At 50.5% G+C, this 20,314-nt stretch carries 21 protein-coding genes; 11 read left to right on the forward strand and 10 right to left on the reverse strand.

Annotation, left to right across the window (positions count from 1 at the left end):
• Positions 1-65: 65 nt before the first annotated feature.
• Both CWI69_RS00085 and CWI69_RS00090 read right to left on the reverse strand, forming a co-directional pair.
• Complete coding sequence (locus CWI69_RS00085; RefSeq protein WP_198678851.1) at positions 66-1,778, reverse strand: ATP-binding protein; 1,713 nt, start codon at positions 1,776-1,778, stop codon at positions 66-68.
• Between the two features lie 181 nt (positions 1,779-1,959).
• Entirely contained in the window at positions 1,960-2,490 is a 531-nt protein-coding gene (locus tag CWI69_RS00090) for a hypothetical protein (RefSeq protein WP_126760797.1), read from the reverse strand.
• A 154-nt stretch (positions 2,491-2,644) separates the two neighbouring features.
• On the opposite strand from CWI69_RS00090, the gene CWI69_RS00095 reads away from it, so the two are divergent.
• From CWI69_RS00095 to CWI69_RS00120, 6 genes are all read left to right on the forward strand, one after another.
• Complete coding sequence (locus CWI69_RS00095) at positions 2,645-2,887, forward strand: CopG family transcriptional regulator (RefSeq protein ID WP_126760799.1); 243 nt, start codon at positions 2,645-2,647, stop codon at positions 2,885-2,887.
• A 31-nt stretch (positions 2,888-2,918) separates the two neighbouring features.
• Positions 2,919-3,137: a type II toxin-antitoxin system RelE family toxin gene (locus tag CWI69_RS00100; protein ID WP_241971004.1), complete on the forward strand. Its 219-nt coding sequence runs from the start codon at positions 2,919-2,921 to the stop codon at positions 3,135-3,137.
• 466 nt (positions 3,138-3,603) lie between these two features.
• On the forward strand, positions 3,604-6,387 hold the full coding sequence (locus CWI69_RS00105; RefSeq protein WP_198678852.1) for a bifunctional diguanylate cyclase/phosphodiesterase: 2,784 nt from the start codon (positions 3,604-3,606) through the stop codon (positions 6,385-6,387).
• Positions 6,388-6,410: 23 nt separating this feature from the next.
• A complete protein-coding gene (locus tag CWI69_RS00110) occupies positions 6,411-6,674 on the forward strand; it encodes a hypothetical protein (protein ID WP_126760803.1) in 264 nt (87 codons plus the stop codon).
• A 174-nt stretch (positions 6,675-6,848) separates the two neighbouring features.
• Complete coding sequence (locus tag CWI69_RS00115; protein ID WP_126760804.1) at positions 6,849-7,148, forward strand: type II toxin-antitoxin system HigB family toxin; 300 nt, start codon at positions 6,849-6,851, stop codon at positions 7,146-7,148.
• Between the two features lie 8 nt (positions 7,149-7,156).
• Entirely contained in the window at positions 7,157-7,525 is a 369-nt protein-coding gene (locus CWI69_RS00120) for a helix-turn-helix domain-containing protein (protein WP_126760806.1), read from the forward strand.
• An 85-nt stretch (positions 7,526-7,610) separates the two neighbouring features.
• Here the strand turns inward: CWI69_RS00120 and CWI69_RS00125 are convergent, their stop codons facing one another.
• A complete protein-coding gene (locus CWI69_RS00125) occupies positions 7,611-7,985 on the reverse strand; it encodes a hypothetical protein (RefSeq protein WP_126760808.1) in 375 nt (124 codons plus the stop codon).
• Positions 7,986-8,280: 295 nt separating this feature from the next.
• Here CWI69_RS00125 and CWI69_RS00130 point away from each other — a divergent pair, with 295 nt between their 5' ends.
• From CWI69_RS00130 to CWI69_RS00145, 4 genes are all read left to right on the forward strand, one after another.
• Positions 8,281-8,769: a hypothetical protein gene (locus CWI69_RS00130; RefSeq protein WP_126760810.1), complete on the forward strand. Its 489-nt coding sequence runs from the start codon at positions 8,281-8,283 to the stop codon at positions 8,767-8,769.
• Positions 8,770-8,943: 174 nt separating this feature from the next.
• Entirely contained in the window at positions 8,944-9,483 is a 540-nt protein-coding gene (locus tag CWI69_RS00135; RefSeq protein ID WP_126760812.1) for a hypothetical protein, read from the forward strand.
• Positions 9,484-9,777: 294 nt separating this feature from the next.
• Positions 9,778-10,407 (forward strand): protein-L-isoaspartate(D-aspartate) O-methyltransferase, encoded by a 630-nt coding sequence (locus CWI69_RS00140; RefSeq protein ID WP_126760814.1) that lies wholly within the window; start codon positions 9,778-9,780, stop codon positions 10,405-10,407.
• A gap of 20 nt (positions 10,408-10,427) precedes the next feature.
• Entirely contained in the window at positions 10,428-11,741 is a 1,314-nt protein-coding gene (locus CWI69_RS00145) for an erythromycin esterase family protein (RefSeq protein WP_198678853.1), read from the forward strand.
• A 114-nt stretch (positions 11,742-11,855) separates the two neighbouring features.
• Here CWI69_RS00145 and CWI69_RS00150 read toward each other — a convergent pair whose 3' ends face one another.
• The 7 genes from CWI69_RS00150 to CWI69_RS00180 all read right to left on the reverse strand — a co-directional run bounded on the left by CWI69_RS00150 (position 11,856) and on the right by CWI69_RS00180 (position 19,435).
• Positions 11,856-13,592: an SLC13 family permease gene (locus CWI69_RS00150; protein WP_126760816.1), complete on the reverse strand. Its 1,737-nt coding sequence runs from the start codon at positions 13,590-13,592 to the stop codon at positions 11,856-11,858.
• A 15-nt stretch (positions 13,593-13,607) separates the two neighbouring features.
• A complete protein-coding gene (gene cysN / locus CWI69_RS00155) occupies positions 13,608-15,020 on the reverse strand; it encodes a sulfate adenylyltransferase subunit CysN (RefSeq protein ID WP_126760818.1) in 1,413 nt (470 codons plus the stop codon).
• 2 nt (positions 15,021-15,022) lie between these two features.
• Positions 15,023-15,928 (reverse strand): sulfate adenylyltransferase subunit CysD, encoded by a 906-nt coding sequence (gene cysD, locus CWI69_RS00160; protein WP_126760820.1) that lies wholly within the window; start codon positions 15,926-15,928, stop codon positions 15,023-15,025.
• 232 nt (positions 15,929-16,160) lie between these two features.
• Entirely contained in the window at positions 16,161-16,937 is a 777-nt protein-coding gene (gene cysQ, locus CWI69_RS00165; RefSeq protein ID WP_126760822.1) for a 3'(2'),5'-bisphosphate nucleotidase CysQ, read from the reverse strand.
• 50 nt (positions 16,938-16,987) lie between these two features.
• A complete protein-coding gene (cysC, locus tag CWI69_RS00170; protein ID WP_126760824.1) occupies positions 16,988-17,599 on the reverse strand; it encodes an adenylyl-sulfate kinase in 612 nt (203 codons plus the stop codon).
• Between the two features lie 171 nt (positions 17,600-17,770).
• Positions 17,771-18,514, reverse strand: a complete 744-nt coding sequence (locus CWI69_RS00175; protein WP_198678855.1) for a MauE/DoxX family redox-associated membrane protein — start codon at positions 18,512-18,514, stop codon at positions 17,771-17,773.
• A gap of 177 nt (positions 18,515-18,691) precedes the next feature.
• Positions 18,692-19,435: an HNH endonuclease family protein gene (locus CWI69_RS00180; RefSeq protein WP_126760826.1), complete on the reverse strand. Its 744-nt coding sequence runs from the start codon at positions 19,433-19,435 to the stop codon at positions 18,692-18,694.
• A gap of 170 nt (positions 19,436-19,605) precedes the next feature.
• Here CWI69_RS00180 and CWI69_RS00185 point away from each other — a divergent pair, with 170 nt between their 5' ends.
• On the forward strand, positions 19,606-20,313 hold the full coding sequence (locus CWI69_RS00185; protein WP_126760828.1) for a ZIP family metal transporter: 708 nt from the start codon (positions 19,606-19,608) through the stop codon (positions 20,311-20,313).
• Position 20,314 lies beyond the last annotated feature (1 nt).

The following is a 20,314-nucleotide window of genomic DNA, read 5'->3' on the forward strand; positions in this document are numbered from 1 at the left end:
GTATGCCGTTCGAGTGGCCAAATGCGTTATTAGCTAACGCGTAAAGCTTTACCGGTAATGTCCGTCTATGCCCTCGGAACGTAGTCTGCTGCCAATTGGTACAGTGACGACCCTTGGTCGGCTTCAGTGGCTGTAAGCAAGTGGTCAATGCGTTCAAACGGCAAGCCATCATTAAGAACTTTCTTGTCATTCAGGCGTAGAACGATAGCCTTAACATTCTGATGAATGACTAACATTTCGTAAGTTGCATTAGCGCTTAATCCTTTGGATAGCAGTATTTGTTTGTCAATGCCGACGCCATCTGCGTCACCCCAGCCAACACCATCCTGAGATTTGCGCAGCTCCTGAACTGTTTCCTGAAGTAAAGTTGATGGCGAGGAACTATCGGTTTCGTCAATCACCACATAAATTGGAATACGGCCATTGCCCTGAAGGCGATTACGAAGCACGTTACGGTACATGAGTAGTCCGGAGGTGTTACCCAGTTCAGGATTAGCGTTTATTTCGCATATTGCCGCAGTGGACTCCTTCCAGGACACACTGATATCAGGAATAATCAGATCAATACCTGCGTTATCGAGCCGCAACGCCTGTGCAGCGCGAATGGCGAGTTGTTTATTATCTTCGTGCATTTTGTCGAGCGCCTCGATGGGGCGTCCACCAGCAGAAATATTGGCAACACGACGAAAATAAACAAACTGGTCTTGCGCTGGAACACTTTGTGGAGTCAGTCCCTGAGCTTTTAATAACTGCAAAGCTTCTTCATCAAGTATTAACGTAGCAAGATTCTTATTGGGGCCTTCGCGACGCCGCTCGTGGCGGTTTTCAAGTGTCGTGAGTTCAGCGATAGTGTGTTTGTTGTCGCCAAACACGCCCGCCGGTACACGTTCTATCGCAAAGTCGACGTGGCCGTCGTGCACATGAATACGGTAATCGCGTCCCTGAATATGTTTTTCGACGAGGACATTCTGACTGTATTTCTGCGACTTTTTGAAAGCTTCGTTTAGTTGAGTTTCGTTTTGTAAATTCGCAGCGACGCCGACGCCGCCATCAAGATCAGCAGGCTTTACAACTACTGGATAACCTAAACGTTTGGCTGCCTCTTGGGCTGTTTTGAGATCGTTAGCGGGAGCGATAGCCGGCACCGGTAAGCCCGCACGTCGTAACATAAGGTTGGCCTGCCATTTTTGACGAGCGATACGCACCGGGATGACGCTGGTGCGTTCGGTAAAAGTATGGTTGAGCCATTGTGACTTATGCCCCTGTCCGAATTGCGTAAGGTCGCTCTGCAGGAGAAAAAATGGAATATCCAGTTCGTAAGCTGCAGCAGCAAAAAATTGATGCGTTCCTTTTTTCATTGGCTCGCGTAGCGGCGTCAGAACCTTCATTAACCAACTTTCCGCAGGAGCGCTGCCTTTTTCCCGCAGGTGCAGCTCAACAACCATTACCACAACACTCCAGGCTCGATTGACAACTTCGGGCGAGCAGTGAGGCACACTGAGTGCGACCGTTGACCATTCGTTTGAGTATGCGGCGTTTTTTGGGACATCGATATAGGGCCGATGAGGCAAAACGGTATAGTTCAGGTAGCCAAGCAACTGTTCGGTCATATCGCACATTTGCAAGAGTAGGCTTGGCCAGTCGTTAGCGGTCTTGGCAGGCTCATCTAAGCACTCGAGCGTTTGACACCACCACTGCTGCACCTTAGCAAATAACGTTGTTGCTTGGGGCTGTAACAGAAACTGTTGTAGCTGCGGAGCGGCTTTTAGCTTAGCCATTACGCAGGGCTGCTTCCGGCCATGTAGATACCCGGATACGTAGCGTTGGTTGCCGGGTTGAAACCATTTCAGTCGATAGTCCATGTGGAATCCGTATGAATAACTTTAATTAATTTGCAGTAGGATAGCCTAATTTGTTGCCAGAAAGTACTGAAGTCTTGCACCGGTTGTTGACAAATTATTAGCAAGGTGTGACCGCCGCGATTGTCATGAGAGACCAGTGCATACCGACGCTACCATCGGTATTTTCGGTAACGCCTAGCTGTGTTTCGATGCTACGCAGGGTGTCCGCCGGAGTAGATTTCTGTATGTCGAATAACTGATGGCAGAAAGCGGCCATGCTTTGGCGATCAGGGAAGCTCCAGTGAAAGTCGTTGCGGTGGCATTGCTCAATGATAAACCCGGCGTGTTCGAGTTCGTTTAGTGTGCCCTGATCGAGAAAGAACCGTTCTCGGGTGATGGTGCCAGGCACGGCACCGTGGTTGGTAAAGCTGGCGCATGGCTCGTGGGCGAGGTAAACAACGCCTGCAGGCAGATATGGTCGTAGGTAGCCGCCACCTGCCGGCACATAGGCCACGGTCATGTTAGGGCTCAGCTGCGCTGCAGCGATAACCTGCTCAAACTCTTGCTGCCGCGCCGCTGGAAACTGCAGCATAGCGCGATCGTAGGCCGATCCGCGCTGCCCGAAATGTTGCTGGTAGCTTTTTCCCACAACGCACCTATCGTGTGTTTATTTAGCGTAGTTTCAACATACAGTAAACATAACTATCAAAAAAGGGCGTTCCTGTTAAAAATGGTGGGGAAAGATCAAGGCAAGCGACGGCTGGCTGGCATCCTGCGTGTCTTCGTGGGCATTGAGGCGATGGATGATTACACCCGTAATAGAACTACGGGCTACCACCGACTATCTCGATCCGCAGCTTCATGCGGCGCTACGTCTAAAAGCGGCGCATACGCATCGGTCGGTGTCCGAGATTGTCAATGATGCGGTCCGTGCGGCGTTGGCTGAGGATCAGGAAGATCTTGCGGCATTTGACGAACGTGTAGCCGAACCAACGATGAGTTACGAGACGTTTCTCGCGGAGTTGAAAGCGCATGGCAAAATATAAGATCGAATTTAAATAATTGGTCGCGAAAGATTTGCGTGCCGTCCCGAATGTCCAGGTCACCGAAATCCTGGAGAAGATTGCGCTGTTGGCGGACGATCCGCGACCGGTTGGAAGCGAGAAACTCTCTGGGCAGGAGCGCTATCGTATTCGACAGGGAGCTTACCGTGTGGTGTATGAGATTGACGATGGTGTGCTTGTTGTTATGGTGGTCAAAGTCGCCCACCGGAAACATATTTATCGCAAGCTATAACAATACATAAGCGTGAAGGTAGTCGGAATTACAATGATAGTTGCGACCCAGTCAACTCGGGTCATCCCTTCAAGTACACCGCCTTTTTATGAAACCTAAAAATGATCCATTTAAGCATCTACTTAAGTAACGAGTTAGTTAGGTAGTCAGGATCAGAAAATAACATATCCGAGAGTACGAATTTTAACCAGATAGACAAATAGCCCTACAAATAACGCGGATATTATGCGGCTCATCGAAAAAGTCTGATTCTTTAAGCTAACTTCACTAGGTTGAGGGCAAAGGCTTATTTAGCCAGAACTAAATCAGGCGCTCCTAATATAGGAGGGTCTAGCAATCCGACACAGCCAGGCCGGTACAGGGTCTGAAGGAAATGTTGCTCGAAAGAGTTTTTGGAAATCGACTCTTTAGAAAAAGCACGGTTCAAATGCTCGGTCGTTGCATTGAGACGAAAGCGGAGGAACTTTTGCAGCACTATTCGCACACGTTCAAGGATGAGAAAAAGCTTAAAAACTTCATTCAAAATAATGACCTGACCGAAAGTAATGGCTTACTACAGGTTCTTTCGGGATGCGATCGACATCAGGTCGAGCCACTTCTTCAGGTGCTTAAAACTCACTTGCCGGATTTTTCAGTATTCGGTGTCTCCACCGCAGGGGAGATTGCGCAGGGACGGACGCTCGAGGGTTCGCTACTGCTCAATTTCATGGTGTTCGAAAAAGACACCAAGGCCAGTCTTATCCGCTTAGAAGATCACACGCCCGCTCAGCTCTCTGTTCTTAAGGATGAATTAGGCGGCCTCAGTCCAGAGGTGATGATTATATATACGAACCCGCTGGATGACTGTCCCGAGGAGTTCGTACGGGAACTCAAGCAACGTCTGCCGACCACGCTTATTGCGGGCGCAAATGCCGCTGATAATTTTGCCTTTAACGAAACCTATACTATTGTCGGTGAGCAAACCTTCACCACGGGATCAGTTATTGCGGTTCTGTCTGGTGAACATTTAATGGCCAAGCAAGAAGTCATGACTGGCTGGAGTGGTATTGGCCCGCAGTTTACTGTCACTAAAGCTGAAGAAAATGTGCTTTATGAGTTAGATAACGAACCGCTTTTGAAGATTTATGAGAACTATCTGGGTTCACAAAGTTTAGACAACTTACCCTGTAGCGTGATGGAATTTCCGTTTTTGCTTAAACGGCCAAAAATGAGTATCTTGCGCGCGGCCATCGGTCGCAATGATGATGGTATTATTTTCGGCGGCAGATTTGAGGTCGGTGATACGGTCATGCTGTCTTTTGCGGATCCGCACGAGTTGCTGACCCAAACACCAGAATTTAAAGCGACCCCAAACGTGGCCACGCTGATATTTTCCTGCGCAGCCAGAAAGTCGTATCTTGAAAAAGATATCGAACTCGAAGTGTCCAAAGTTGGCAGTAATCTGAAAGCCAACGGCGGTTTTTTCTATGGTGAGTTTTATACCGCAGATGCTGACTTCCATTTGCTTAATCTAAGCACCACATTGTTGTTTTTGTCTGAAGGCCAGGAATTGCCTGAAGCCATTTCAGGCTCTGCCGAAAATACCCTTGAACCCAGTACGTTAAAGTCATTGGCTCATCTGGCCCGTACCACAGGCCAGGAACTGGAGGATTCGATTCATTTCCTTGAGCAGCAGCAAAAAGCACTCAACTATACCTCAATTGTCTCGATCACCGACCCTCACGGCGTGATCACCTACGTGAACGGCAAGTTTGAAGAGGTAAGTGGTTACAGCCGCGATGAGTTGATTGGCAACACCCATGCGTTGCTGCGCCATCCCGAGACGCCGGATAGTGTTTTCGCTAACCTGTGGCGGACTATTAATAAAAATAAGCCCTGGAAAGGTCTGATAAGAAATAGAAGTAAGGATGGGCGTTCCTATTATGTACAGACGGTTATCGTTCCCATCGTTGACGATAACGATGAAATTCAGGAGTTTCTGAGTATTCGCAATGAAGTTACCGATATTGTTGAAGCACGGCGTACAATTAGAGAACAAACCCATGACCCGCTGACCGGGCTGCCAAACCGCGTCAAATTGCTAATGGATCTTCGCAAACAAGAGACGAGAAAAGTCGGTGTTTTCGACGTGCGAAACTTTAAAATTATTAATGAGTATTGGGGCATCAGTCACGGCGATAGCTTAATCAAAACTATCGCCGCAGAATTTTTAAAAGCAGCTGAGAAATATGCTCTTAAGGTGTATCAACTTTCCGGTGCATCGTTTAGCGTCAGAATGAAAGCTGGTAGCGACGAGTCGGTATTTACTAAAATCTGCTCAGATTTAAAATCTGAGCTTGAGGACATTGTTTATCAGGTCGGTGACGATATTCACGAAGTCTTTTTCTGTGTAGGCATAGGCGATTCTTACGCTAAGTCTATGATCTTAGCTGAAAGTGCTTTGGATGACGCAAAAAACAATTATTACGGGTCACGCATTTTTTCTAAGACGGAGCAAGACAACGTAAAGAGCACTTATTTTTGGATTGAAGAAGTCAAAACAGCGTTAAAAGAAGATCGGCTGATACCTTTTTTCCAGGAGATCAGCCCGGTGAATCAGTCTGGCTACAGCTGCAAATACGAGGCATTGGCGCGGATAAAGACGCAAAATGGCGAAGTTATTGCGCCCGGTGTCTTTCTTGAGTCATTGAAAAAAACGCCGTACTACGGTGTACTTACGCGGACAATATTCAGTAAGTCGATGCAATTGCTGGCGGTTTACGATTGTAAAATATCTATCAACTTATCGATTCAGGATATTCTCAATGACGCGACCACTGAGTTCATATTAGAAGAGTTGCGCCGCAACGGCGGCCACCGGGTGATTTTTGAAATTACCGAGAGCGAGGCGATTCAGGAGTTCGCCGTAGTCAAAGAGTTTTTTGATAGTATTCGCCAAACCGGCGCCGCGATTGCAATAGATGACTTTGGCAGTGGCTATTCAAACTTTGCTTATCTGGTTGAGCTTAAGCCTGAGTTTATCAAAATTGACGGTTCAATTATTAAATCAATTGCCGTGGACGCCAGCAGCCGGAAAATTGCTAAAAGTATTATCGAAATGGCCCACAGTCTGGGCATAAAAACCATCGCCGAATTCGTCAGCGACGCCGAGATTTACAAAATCCTGGAATGGCTTAACGTCGATTTCGTACAGGGCTTCTACATTTCTAAGCCCGAGGAGGGCATCCGTAACGCTAAGCGGCTTGCCTGATTTGTTGTTTTTGGGAGTACATCATGGCACCACGTAAGAACCGCTTCATCACCCGAAAAATGAACAAGCGACCCGCTGAAGTTCTGGTGTCGGGTGTGCTGTTAGCGCTTGTCTTATGGGGTGTCGGATTCCTGTTCGGACTTTTCGTGACCCCAGGCGTTGCCGAACCCGGCATGCTGCAATCGATGTTTGCGCTCGTTCGCGATTTTCTGCAGATCATCGCCGGCCTGATTTTACTGGCAGCGGTGCTGCAGTATTTGCTGCGTGGGGCGCTGTTGAAGCGTTGAGTAAAGGGTGGGAAGGCATCCACGATGAATCGCTTGAGGGATAAGCATCAGGGAAGAGTGTCATGGAATGACAAATCACCGTAAGTTACCACTTCATTGCAGGATTTTCCCATTTTGGTAATTTCTTTGACATTCCGAGTTTCTGTTCCCATAATGGTAACAAAAGGACAGGCTATGCGAATAATTTCAAGGAAGACGTTAGTTGATTTCTGGGAGCAACCAAGCTTCAAAGGTGCGGAACAACCTCTAAAGGCTTGGTACGATGAAGCCAAGCATGCGATATGGAAAACTCCGCAGGACATCAAGGACAAATACGGCAGCGCCAGCTTCCTGGGAAATAACCGGGTGGTTTTTAATATCCACGGCAACAGATACCGCTTAGTTGTAGCTGTGAAGTATGAATTTTCAATCATCTACATTCGCTTCGTTGGAACCCATTCGGAATACGATAAGATCGATGCAGCGACTATATAGAGGTGTTTATGCACGTTAAGCCAATCAAAACTATTGCAGATCACCGTGCTGCGCTTCAGCGTATCGATGAGCTATGGGACGCTGAGCCGAATACTCCAGAGGGAGATGAGCTTGATGTTCTGGCAACTTTGGTCGCGGCGTTCGAGGAAGCTGAATTTCCTATCGAAACTCCTGATCCTATTGAAGCTATTCGATTCCGCATGGATCAACTTGGTTTAAGGGATATTGATCTTGTGGAGATTATCGGTTACCGCAGTCGAGTTAGCGAAGTGATGAGCCGTAAACGGAAATTAAGCATCAGTATGATCCGCCGACTACACACGAAACTAAATATTCCCGCTGAAAGCTTAATTAAAGATTATCCACTTGCACGTTAGTTTTCCTCGCTGTGCAATACATCGTACGTGAACTAGCGCGCGTTAGCTGATTACCGCTACCGTGCAGCTCGGCAAACCGAAATCCTTATGCGGGTCTTTGCTTCGTCTCAAACCAAGCCGAGGCCTCCGGATGGAAGAGTCGAAACAGAGTGAAAATCTCGATCGGAATTACAATGATAGTTGCGACCCAGTCAACCCGGGTCATCCCCTCGATTACACCGCCTAGTAACAGAACAAAACTCATTCCAATTAATATTGAGTAGAACCAGCGAGCGGTATTACTTCCCTTACTGATCTTGTACGGGAAGATACAAAATAAGGCCATGACCGCTGCGCTAAAGGCAAACTCATCGGCGGGAAGGTCAGTCATCCACCTGTCTACTAACATGTTGAGTACGGATAGGGCGATGGTTAACCAGATCGCAATAATTGCTTGTTCAACTTCCTTGGGTCTATACATCTGTTTTCCTTACAGTTTGTTGAAGCAAAGGCAAGTTATCAATAAGTAAGAGATAAATAAACTAATTTTTAACTTTATTTTTGTTGGTGGTTATACTCACGGTAGGCTGGAAATCACCAGAAACAAAGACTGTTGTCAATTGACAACAGTCTGGTAAGGGACTATCTTATGACGATACGGAAAAAGCACAAATCCAAGGAAACCGAGGCGGCTATTGAGCTTGCGGAATCACTTGGCTGGCGAGTAAAGACTTCTGGCAAGAGTGCGCATTGCTGAGGGGCTTAGGAGAACGACAATGAATAGCTATGAGTTTAGCCTGCGCTTTGATGTTGCGGATTGTGGGCTTGACCATGACGAAATGGATGACCGTTTGTTTGACTCTGGTTGCGATGATGCGCTTGTACGCCATGGTCGTAAAGCTGAACTTCTCATTGAATTTGATCGTCAGGGGGCGACTGCTCTGGAAACTATCGAGACGGCCAAGAGGCAGGTTATTGAAGCTTTACCTGAGGCTCGTTTGTTAGAGGCTAAGCCCGACTTCGTAAGTCCGACCGATATAGCGCAGGTGTATGGTCTTTCACGTCAACGCGTACAGATTCTGATGCAAACCCAGCTTGCTCGCATTCATGCATTCACCTGTGTGGGCAACACACAAGTATTTCGCCTGGTAACTGTCATAGATGAACTGACCAAGCAGGGTAAGCAGGACGTTGATGATACAGTGCGGGAAGCGGCTTTCGCAGCAATGCAGATGAACCGTGAAAATGAGCTGGCGCAGATATAGGTGCCCGTAGAGTTTGTTGAGAACAAAATGAAGTCATTAAGCAAAGACCATAATTGCCCGATCTGCAAAATAAGGCTACCTAGTTTCTCCCGATATCCTAGATACGTGTGCTCTTCCTGTGCTAATAGGACGACCGACGCGAATGGCGTATTTGTAAACTATGCCAACAAGGGCATGTATGGAGGAATTGAAGGCTATTATCCTGATTCGGGTGAGGAATATGCATATCAAGAATGTTTTATCGATGGTGTTAAGTGTTTTGCCGATGCGGCCTATATTGGCGGTATAGTTATTGAAACCTGTGAGCTTCATGAGGAGCTTGTTTTAAATGCAGAAGAAGAAAAAGTAATGGATCGGTTGTCTTTAGAAAATGGCGAATGGTACGCGATGGAAATTATTGGTGACGAGTTCGGACGCGAGGTACGACACTACTCACCGATAAAAATTATCAGTGTCAAACCGCTCAAATCAGGTAAGAGTTTTTTCACTATGCAGTTTTACCATGCGAATTATCCGGAAGGGGTCAGAAACAAAGCTTATACGTTAAAGACGATTCAGCGCTGCGAAAATTTTCTTTTAGCGAAAAAAAACGGAAGTTCGACTATGCGGTATTTGTTGATTTTTGAACTGAGTGTTGAATGGTTTGAAAAGCATTTCCCGGGGAAGTTGAAAAAGGGTGAAAGAATTGTAGACTGGCTCGAGCGGAATGCATAGTTAGAAAAGAACCCGCAGCAGAAGTGCAGGCTACAAGCGAAGGTGCATATTAAAGCTTCGCTTGTAACTTCTCTTTCGCGTTGAGCCTCAAATTTGGTGCAATTTTGCTCGCTGCATCATATTTGCTGCATGAGAAAATTAATGCGTCATATTTGAGGCGTTATTTTTGGAAAATTTAAATAGGGTATGCATACATATGCCTGCGCCCCTCGTGAGCAGGTCCTGAGCTCCGAATTTGCCCCTCTCCGTCATCACTTACTATAGTTATTAGCGAGCAATGAAGGAGCAGAGGATATGGATAGCAAAGAGCGGATGATTGAGCGTCATTTGAAGGGCAGAGATATTCACGACGAGCGGGTGTTAGACGCGATGCGCGCCGTCGACCGTTCATTGTTTGTTCCAGATGATTTGCAGCATCACACTTATGCCGACAGCCCGTTGCCCATCGGCAAAGAACAGACCATCAGCCAACCTTATATTGTTGCCTACATGGCGCAGGCTCTGCAGCTTAGTGCGAACGACAAGGTATTGGAGATTGGTACCGGTTGCGGTTACAACGCCGCGGTGCTCGCGCAACTTACCGAGCAGGTGTATTCCATCGAAATCATTGAATGGCTTGCCGATCTGGCGAAGGAAAACCTTGCTAAAATCGATAGCGAGAACATCACCGCGCGTTTTGGTGATGGCTATGACGGCTGGCCTGAAGAGGCGCCGTTTGATGCCATCCAGCTGACCGCGGCACCACCCAAAATCCCCGAAACTCTGAAACAGCAGCTCAAAATCGGCGGCAAACTGCTGGCGCCTGTGGGGCGATTGCAGCAACAATTGCAGCTCATCGAGCGTGTTGGTGAGAACGAATTCACCGAAGAGACGCTAATGCCGGTGCGTTTCGTACCTATGACCGGCCAGGCTGAAACCTTTTGAGCACTATGAGGAGCGATACAGTGATAGACATTTTATCTACCCATAAACGCGACTTTGCCAGCATCAAACATCTGCGGCCCTTGCTGGAATCAGTCAAAGACAAACGACTGGTGATGCTCGGCGAAGCATCCCACGGCACCCACGAGTATTACAAATGGCGGGCGGCCATCTCCAAAGCGTTGCTGGAGGATTATGACTTTGATTTTGTCGCGGTAGAAGGTGACTGGCCAGCCTGTTATGAGCTCAATCGTCATGTGAAAGGCTACGATGATGCCATTACCGACACCGACAAGGCGCTTAAAGAGTTTTCGCGCTGGCCTTCGTGGATGTGGGCCAACTGGGAGGTGCACGAGTGGGCACAGTGGTTACGTGAGTTTAATCAGGGACTGGCGCAGGATAAGCGTAAGGGCTTTTATGGCCTGGATGTTTACAGCTTGTGGGAGTCGCTGGATGCCATCATGGACTATCTGGCGCGCGAGGATCCCGCTGCGCTGGAAACCGCGCAGGAGGCAATGCGTTGCTTCGAGCCTTATCGCGATGAGGACGGCCAGAGCTACGCGCTGTCGACGCGTCTTGTGCCTGAGGGCTGCAGCGCAGAGGTGACGAAGATGCTGCAGGAGATCCGCCGTAAGGTGCCGACCTACAATTCGGATCGTGAGCATGCTTTTAGCACCGAGCAAAACGCGCTGGTGAGTAATAATGCCGAGCGCTATTACCGTGTTATGGCCGGGGGTGGTGCTGGTGGTTCTGACGGCTCTGGTGAAGAGTCGACCTGGAATCTGCGTGATCGCCACATGATGGATACGCTCAATCGGTTGATGGAATTTCATGGCGCCGACGCGAAAGGTATCGTCTGGGCACACAACACCCATATTGGCGATGCGTCTTACACGGATATGAAGTCCGCGGGTTTGTTTAATCTTGGTGAATTGGGTCGTAACGAGTATGGTCGTGATGAGGTAGCGCTGGTTGGTTTTGGCGGCTATCGCGGCACTGTTATGGCGGGCAGTTCCTGGGGCTCACGGCCGCAGGAGATGGAGTTGCCTGAAGCGCGCGCCGGCAGTTGGGAAGACTTGTGTTATCAGGCAGGCGATCAGTTCTATATTGCCTCAGCTGATCTACCTGATGTCGCAGAGCTACAGCGAGCTATTCCGCATCGCGCCGTCGGTGTGGTCTATCATCCTAAGCATGAACGCTACGGCAACTACGTGCCGACGCTCATTCCTGAGCGCTACGACCATTTTCTGTTTTTTGCTGAGACGCAGGCGTTGCATGCCCTTGATCTGCAGGGTGACACCAGCCGCATGCCCGATACGTACCCGTTTGGGTTGTAGGGTTGTAGCCCGCAGTTCTACTGCGGGGTGCATCCGGTAATTGCAGCCGTTATTGTAGTTGGCACCGAGGTTGCGGCGAGGCGGACCCGCTGTAGAACTGCGGGCTACGCGCGGTTACCAGGGAAAGGCTTGTGGGATCAGCCAGAGCGCGGTGATGCTGTAGGCGATGACAACCAGGGTGCCGATTTTGGTAAAGTCGCCGAATTTGTAATTGCCGGCGTTCATGACCATCAGATTGGTCTGATAGCCGAAGGGGCTGATAAAACTGGCTGACGCGCCAAAGGCGACGGCCATGACAAAGGGCATGATACTGACGCCGAGACTTTCAGCCATGCCGATGGCAATTGGAAACACGATAGCCGCTGCGGCGTTATTGGTCACCACTTCGGTGATGAGCCAGGTCAACACAAATATGCCTATCAGCGCCAGATAGGGGCTGGTGCTACCCAGCAGACTAAACATGCCTGCCGTGATTGTGGTGGCCAGCCCCGAGGACATAAACACATCAGCGATACACAGTGCTGAGCCTATTACCAGCCAGATATCCAGCGGCAGGCGCCGGCGAATATCTGCCGCGCTGATGACCTGCGTCCCCAGCATCAGCGCAAGGTAAATCACCAAACCGTTGAAGAGCGTCAACAAGCCGCTGGCCGCACCAATCACCACACCTGCGAACCCCGCAAGTGCAATGATCTCCTGCCGGCCACTCAGCATCGGGCTTAAGCGTTTACCTTCGAGCAAAAAGAAGTTCCGCTCAAGGTTGCGATGGCGATAGAAATCCTCACTGGTTGCCAACACCAGCCGATCGCCCGGCTGGATCTCGACTTGTCCTAACTTTCCGGAAATCCGTTCACCGCCGCGGCCAATTGCCACCACCGCTGCATCGAACAATGCCCGGAAGTTGGCCTGTTTCAGCGTGCGTCCGACCAGTGTCGAGGTGGGGCTGACGATGACTTCGGTCAGATTATCGTGCAGCAGCCCGTTGGTGTCGTTAAACACCTCATTGGCATACATAGTAACGCCGGGTAAGGACGAGACCTGCTGGGCCTGCTTTACATCGCCACAGAACACCAGCCGGTCGTTGGCTTGCAGCACGGTTTCCGGTTTTACCGGGCTCATGAGCTGGCCATTACGTACAATTTCCGCCAGAAACAGTCCGTCGAGCGCGCGCAGCCCTGCCTGTTGTACGGTTTTGCCCGTAAGTAGCGAGTCATCAGTGATTTTAGCGTCGAGAAAATAGTCCTGACTGATATCGCTTGCTACCTTGCCTTTGGGGAGCAGGTAGGAACCGACAATAGTTGTTGCACCGGCAACCAGCAATACGCCCAGACCGACAGGCAGGAAGTCGAAAAAGCCAATTCCCGGATGTCCGGTTTCAACTAAAAAGCTATTCACCACCAGGTTGGTTGAGGTGCCGATAAGGGTCAGTACGCCACCTAAAATCGCAAAGTAGCTAAGTGGGATCAACAGGCGCTGCGCCGGATGCTCACGGTTCTTGCGCACGCTCTGCATTAGTGTAGCGACCACCGCGGTATTATTCAGGAAGGCTGAAGTGATGCTCACCAGGCCCATCATTCGTAGCAGGGTGAAGAACTGGCTTTTGTGAAATAAGCTGCGACTGACCCACTGCAGGGCTTTGGTGCGCTCGAGCGCCATCGAGCCCATAAGCAACAGCATTAGCGTGATCAAGCTTAAATTGACGTAGTGATTGAGCAGATTCTGGGCGCTGATGAGGCCGGGGAGGTAAAGTACCAGTGCCGCTGAGACAAAAAGCGTTGCAGGGCGATTACGTGTGGTAATCAGCCCTGCAAAGAGTGCGAGTATGACCAGGCCAACATAGATTTGGCTCATGAGCGCTTCGCCTCGTTAGCTTTTGGTGACGTCTTTGGCGTCCCAGTGTGGGAAGTGCTTGCGCACGAAAGCATTGAGGTCGCGCTCTAGTTCACTGACTTCGTGGCGGGCTTCGTCCTTCTCGACCAAAGGTTGCTCGACCATGCCGGCACCGATGGTGACGTTGGTCATGCGATCGATAATGATAAAGGCGCCGGTCTTACTGTTTCGCTTGTACTTATCGAACACCACTGGCTCTTGCAGGCTAAAATCGAGGGTACCGATTTCGTTCAGGCTGAGGGTCGCTGCGTCTTTTTCTTCCAACGTGTTGACGTCGATGCGGTGATGGATCTTCTCACAGCTACCGCTGGTGAACTTGGTGCCCATCTTGATGTAGTAATCGCGATGCGGTACTAAGGCATCTTCGTGCATCCATACCACTTTGGCGCGTAAACGGTTTGAGGTGTGAGGCAGTGCGTCTTTTTCGACAATCATATCGCCACGACTGATATCGATTTCGTCGTTCAACGTCAGGGTTACGGCTTGTGGTGCGGCGGCTTCCTGCAGTTCGCCTTCAAAGGTAACGATGCTTTTAATCGTGCTGACTTTGCCTGAGGGCAACGCGCGTATAGTGTCGCCGACTTTGACTGTGCCTGAAGCAATAGTGCCGGCGTAGCCTCGGAAGTTCAGGTTTGGTCGGCTGACGTACTGTACCGGGAAGCGGAAGTCGTTGTTCTCCTGATCGCGATTGATTTCCAGCGTCTCCAGATACTCCATCAAAGTACGGCCGCGGAACCATGGCGTATTTCCGCTGCGGTTGACCACGTTATCGCCATCGAGGGCGCTGATCGGTACGAAATGGATGTCAGGAATATCCAGCTGTCCGGCAAGCTTTAGGTATTCGTCTTGTATTTCTTTGTAGCGGTCTTGCTGGTAATCGACCAGGTCCATTTTGTTGACTGCGACGATGACGTGGCGAATGCCAAGCAGGCTGACGATGAAACTGTGCCGTCTGGTTTGCGTTTGTACGCCGTGTCGTGCATCGATAAGGATGACAGCAAGCTCGCAGCAGCTGGCACCGGTGGCCATGTTGCGGGTGTACTGCTCGTGCCCTGGCGTGTCGGCGATGATGAACTTACGCTTGTCGGTGCTGAAATAACGATAGGCCACGTCGATGGTGATGCCTTGCTCGCGCTCAGACTGCAGGCCGTCAACGAGCAGCGCCAGATCGACTTTATCGCCGGTGGTGCCCATGGTCTTGCTGTCTTTGGTAATGGCGGCCAGTTGATCTTCAAAGATCATCTTGCTGTCGTGCAGCAGGCGGCCAATAAGGGTACTTTTACCGTCGTCGACGCTACCGCAGGTAATGAACCGCAGGAGTTCTTTGTTCTCGTGCTGTTCGAGATACTTCAGGATGTCTTGTTCGATTAATGGAGATGCGTGGCTCATGGTTAAAAGTATCCTTCCATTTTCTTTTTCTCCATTGACCCGGCGCTATCGTGGTCGATCACGCGGCCCTGGCGCTCTGATGTGGTGGTCAGCAGCATTTCCTGGATGATTTCCGGGAGCGTTGCAGCGGTTGATTCCACCGCACCTGTTAGCGGATAGCAGCCTAAGGTACGGAAGCGCACCATTTTTTGTTGCGGCTTTTCGTGGGGTTCGAGTGGCATGCGGTCGTCGTCGACCATGATCAGGGTGCCGTCTTTCTCGACGACCGGACGTTCCTTGGCGAAATAGAGATCAGGGATCTCGATGCCCTCTAAATAAATGTACTGCCAGATATCGAGTTCGGTCCAGTTGCTTAGCGGGAACACACGGATACTTTCGCCTTTGTGGACGCGGCCGTTGAAGATGCTCCAAAGCTCAGGGCGCTGATTCTTCGGATCCCAGCGGTGTTTCTTATCGCGGAAGCTGTATACGCGCTCTTTCGCCCGTGACTTCTCTTCGTCTCTTCTGGCGCCACCAAAGGCGGCATCGAACTGGTATTTATCGAGCGCTTGTTTGAGCGCCTGGGTCTTCATGACATCGGTGTGCACCGCGCTGCCATGCGTGAACGGGCCTACGCCTTGCTTGATACCTTCTTCGTTGCTGTGGGTGATGAGCTCAAGGCCGTGTTGTTTGGCCATTTTGTCGCGAAACGCGATCATTTCTTTGAACTTCCAGGTGGTGTCGACGTGCATCAGAGGAAACGGGATCTTGCCCGGCGCGAACGCTTTGCGCGCAAGATGCAGTAGTACCGAACTGTCTTTACCGACAGAGTAGAGCATCACAGGATTCTGGAATTCCGCAGCGACCTCGCGGAAGATATGAATCGACTCTGCTTCCAACTGCTTCAGGTGAGTTAGTTTTTGGCTCATTTTGGCGCGTCCCTACAGCATATGTATCTAGCCGCGATTGTACCTTGTCACCGCTCAGGCTTCCAGCCTGTCGTACGCCATCCCCCAAGGAGGGGCTGCCCTTACATTGTAAAGATTTAGCAGGGGCTGCCCCTTGTGGGTAACTTTGAATGAGCGCCGTTAAAAACTAGATTGGTGTGCGGGATTTGCCATCGGCGTTGAACGATAGTTGGACCCGTACCAGAGGTACGGGCTACTTAACGATAAAGTACGGATTCAGCAGTGATTCTTTCTGGTTATAGGTCAGCGGTTCGCCCTCAAGCGTAACCACTTCGGCGCCGGCCGCCAGCGCAACTGCGTGCGCCGCCGCTGTATCCCACTCGCTTGTGCGGCCCAGGCGCGGATACAAATGTGCTTTACTTTCGGCCACCAGGCATAGTTTCAAAGAGCTTCCCATCGGTACCATTTCATACGGCTTGTTGAGCTTTTCAAGGTAGGATTGCATATCCGGCGATGCGTGGGAGCGCGAACCTACAACCTTCAGCGTAGGAGCACCGCTATCTTCACGGGCGGAGATGGGCTTATCATTTTTGTAAGCTCCAAGGCCAGCTGCGGCGCTGTACATGGTCCGCGTTGCTGGCGCGTAAACAACCCCAGCGAGGGGCTGCCCCTTGTGGATAAGTGCGATGTTGACGGTGAACTCGCCGTTGCGTTTGATGAATTCTTTGGTGCCATCAAGTGGATCGATGAGCCAGTAGGTCTGCCATTGCTGACGCTCTTGCCAGTCAATGTTCGCGGATTCTTCTGACAATTGCGGAAGTTCTGCGAGCGTCTTATCGGTTAGCTTTGTAAGCTCCGCTTTGATCACTTCATGCGCTGCTAGGTCTGCCTGCGTCAACGGGCTGTCGTCGCCTTTGGCCTGCACCGCAATGCGCTCTTCAAAGTCCGGCGCATGGTAAATTTTCATGATTGCATCGCCGGCTTTGCGAGCGATAGCTTCGAGTTCTTTAAGGGTGGTTTTTGTGATCATGCTTAATCCTTTGGCCTACTTCGCAAAGCGACATTTCCCGCCGCTCGTACTTAAGAAATATAGTTGTGCGTGCGCAGGTAGTGGAGAACTTGCTGAGCTGCAGCTTCAATAGAAACTTCGTCAGTTTTCAGGTGTATCTCTGGCGCTTCAGGCTTCTCATAAGGTGAGCTGATGCCGGTAAAGTTGGGGATTTCACCCTTGCGCGCTTTTTGGTACAAACCTTTCGGGTCCCGCTGCTCACAAATTTCTAATGGCGTATCGACGAAGACTTCAACAAATTCATTTGCCTGCATCAGTGCCCGGACCTTGGCGCGATCTTCGGTGAAAGGGGATACAAAGGCGCTAAGTACGATCATTCCGGCGTCGGTGAAAAGCTTACATACCTCGCCGATACGGCGGATGTTCTCAACCCGATCCTCTTCGCTGAAGCCCAGTCCCTTATTGAGGCCCATGCGAATATTATCGCCATCGAGTAAATAGGTATGGTTGCTGTTGCGGTTCAGTAATTCGTCGACGGCATTGGCAATGGTCGATTTGCCCGACCCTGAAAGCCCGGTAAACCAGAGCACCACGGGCTTCTGAGCCTTCTGCTCCGCGCGACGCTCGCGGCTGACCTGATGATTATGCCAAACGATGTTTTCCGTACTGTTTTCGCCACTCATTCGTAGTTCCATGCTTACTGGTGCGTGAGCTTGGTATCATACCGATATTTCGTTCGGCTCGGTAGAGCTTGATGGTTTTTGCGTGCAGAGCCTCAGGAGGGGCTGCCCCCTGTGGATAAGCAGGAGGGGCAGGAGGGGCTGCCCCTTGTGGATAAGTGGGATTATAGCCACCTAAATTGAGGCGCGGATAATCATCCAGAGACCTGCCAGGAACATCATCACGTTCTCGGTCAGTGAGATGAAGCCGAGCGGGACATCGCTGTTGCCGCCCACGCAGGCACATTTAAGTTCACGCTTGTCGATATAAACGGCCTTGATCACCGATATGCTGCCGGCGACACCAATAAAGATGGCGACCGGACCGACAAACCAGCCCCAGAGCCCTGCGAGCATACCGATACCGGCATAGGCTTCTGCAAACGGATAGATGTAGGCGTAGCGTACCCAGCGCTGCGAGAGTAGGTCGTAGCCAAGAAATTGGTTGGTAAAAGCTTCGACATCCTGGAGCTTTTGCAGGGCAAGCAATGCCATGCTAAAGGCGATAAAGCGTTCGATTGTAGGAATTGACCAGAGCGCAGTACCCATGCTCCAGTTCACCGCTAATGCCATTAGTAACGCTAGGCTGAAAATAGCTATTACTGGACGGTAAGAGGCGGCAAACTTGTTCTTAGGACGCGTTTTACCAAAATGATCGAGCAGCTCGTCATAACCGCCGATGCGTTCGCCATCAATGAATGTCTGTGGCGTCGTGTCAACATCATGCTTGTCCATGAAAGCGTCGGTTTCTTCGCGTGTGGTGAGATGATGATCCTCTACCTCATAGCCTTCGCGCTCAAGTAAATCTTTCGACTTCATGCCAAACGGACAGATGTGCTTGTCCATTACCATACGATAAAGCTTCGCTTGCTTGGCCACGGTAACTCCTTTTGTTTGTTGGCTTAATTATAAACTTAGCGGCTGTGGGCGCGAATTCAAGGCGGCTCACCCAGAAGGGGCTGCCCTTACATTGTAAAGACGGTTTCAGGAGGAGGGGCTGCCCCTTGTGGATAACTCCGCTGTGCGGCCGTTTTTAAGTGTCACCGTCCTGTAGGATTAATCGCAAATTGTGTCACGTAATGTACGAATCTGTTCGCGTGAACTGCTGGTGAAGTCGTAAATCAGCATCACGCGGAGGTATCGGCTTACATATTGGCAATGGAACTTTTGGTTGGGTGGCAACCACTCATAGGGGCCGCGTGCGCCTTTGCTGCGGTTGAGATCGAGTTTTACCGCGAATAAGTTTACCGGATCGTTAGCGAATTCTTTGCGCCGTTGCGGGGACCAATCTGCCGCTCCGTGTTGCCATGCCCAGGCGAGCGGCACCAGGTGATCAACATCGATAGCTGCGGCATCGAAGATGATCTGTCCTGAGTACGGATCATTCCAACGTCCCCGCAGGACCCGACAGCCGTTGCGTGTGGTAGTCACTTTAATTGTCGATAGGTCGGTTAGCAGTTCATGTCGGGTGTCCAGGCAGTCTTTATCTTCGTCAATCCAATGTTTGTAGGCATTACGGGAGTATCCGGGATTAACGGTGGCGTGATTATTGGCCCGGATATTTTTCGGCAAGCGCCCGCCATCGGCCAGGCAGGCATCAAGCGAAGGATAGCTGGTGAATATTTTTACCCTTTCGTAATAGGGGCTCCGCAAGTCATGGCAAATCTTTGACGTACTCATTTTAACCGTGGCCGCTATGGCCGGTTGAGTCGGAATGCTCGCAATGAGCAAGGCACAGCACACACCGAAAGCTACTGCGGCCTTGTTCATAGCAGTGCGCAACCCTTGAAAGCATTTCATGCGAGATTGACCTATTGTATTGTAAGTCTATTGCTTATCGTACGGTATTTCTGCGGTACCGCCAACAAGAGGAGGGGCTGCCCTTACAATGTAAAGACGATTTCGGAGGTAGGGGCTGCCCCTGCTAAATCTTTACAATGTAAGGGCAGCCCCTTCTAAGGGAGGCTTAAATGCTAGTAAACATGCTGCTCGTCACCTGGCTTGCCGGGCTTGCGGGGTTTGTCGGTGCGGTGCTGGCAAAGTGGGAGGGCAGAGCCGGAACGTCGCTTAAGCAGCGCTTCGTGCATGGTGTAGTGGCGGCCGGCGGAGGTATTTTGTTGGCTGCGATCACCTATGCGTTGCTGCCTGAGGCGAATAAACATCTCCCGGTATGGGCGGTCGCTCTGGCGTTTGTCGGTGGTGGCGTGTTGTTTTGTGCCATCGACGAATGGCTCGCGAAGAAAATGACTCGCATTTCACAGTTGCTCGCGATGTTGCTCGATTTCGTCCCTGAAGCACTGAGTCTCGGTGCAATGTTTGCCGTAAATCCAAAATTCGGCATGCTGTTGGCGCTATTTATCGGTTTGCAGAACCTTCCTGAAGGGTTTAATGCCTTCCGCGAACTTGAGGATTCCAAAGTGTCGCCCCGACGCCGATTGGTGGGCTTTTTTCTGGTGTCCTTTGTCGGACCTATCGCAGCGCTTGTCGGCTATTACTGGCTGGCCGACTTTCTGCAAACTACCGCAGTTATAATGGCGGCCGCTTCGGGTGGGATTTTGTATCTTATCTTTCAGGATATCGCGCCCGACTCGACGATGCGGCGACACTGGACCCCGCCGCTCGGTGCGGTTATTGGTTTCGTGATTGGAATGGTGGGGCACCAGTTACTTGCCGGATAAC

Origin of the sequence: Pseudidiomarina halophila (assembly GCF_003987215.1) — a bacterium.
Classification (GTDB): Bacteria; Pseudomonadota; Gammaproteobacteria; order Enterobacterales; family Alteromonadaceae; genus Pseudidiomarina; species Pseudidiomarina halophila.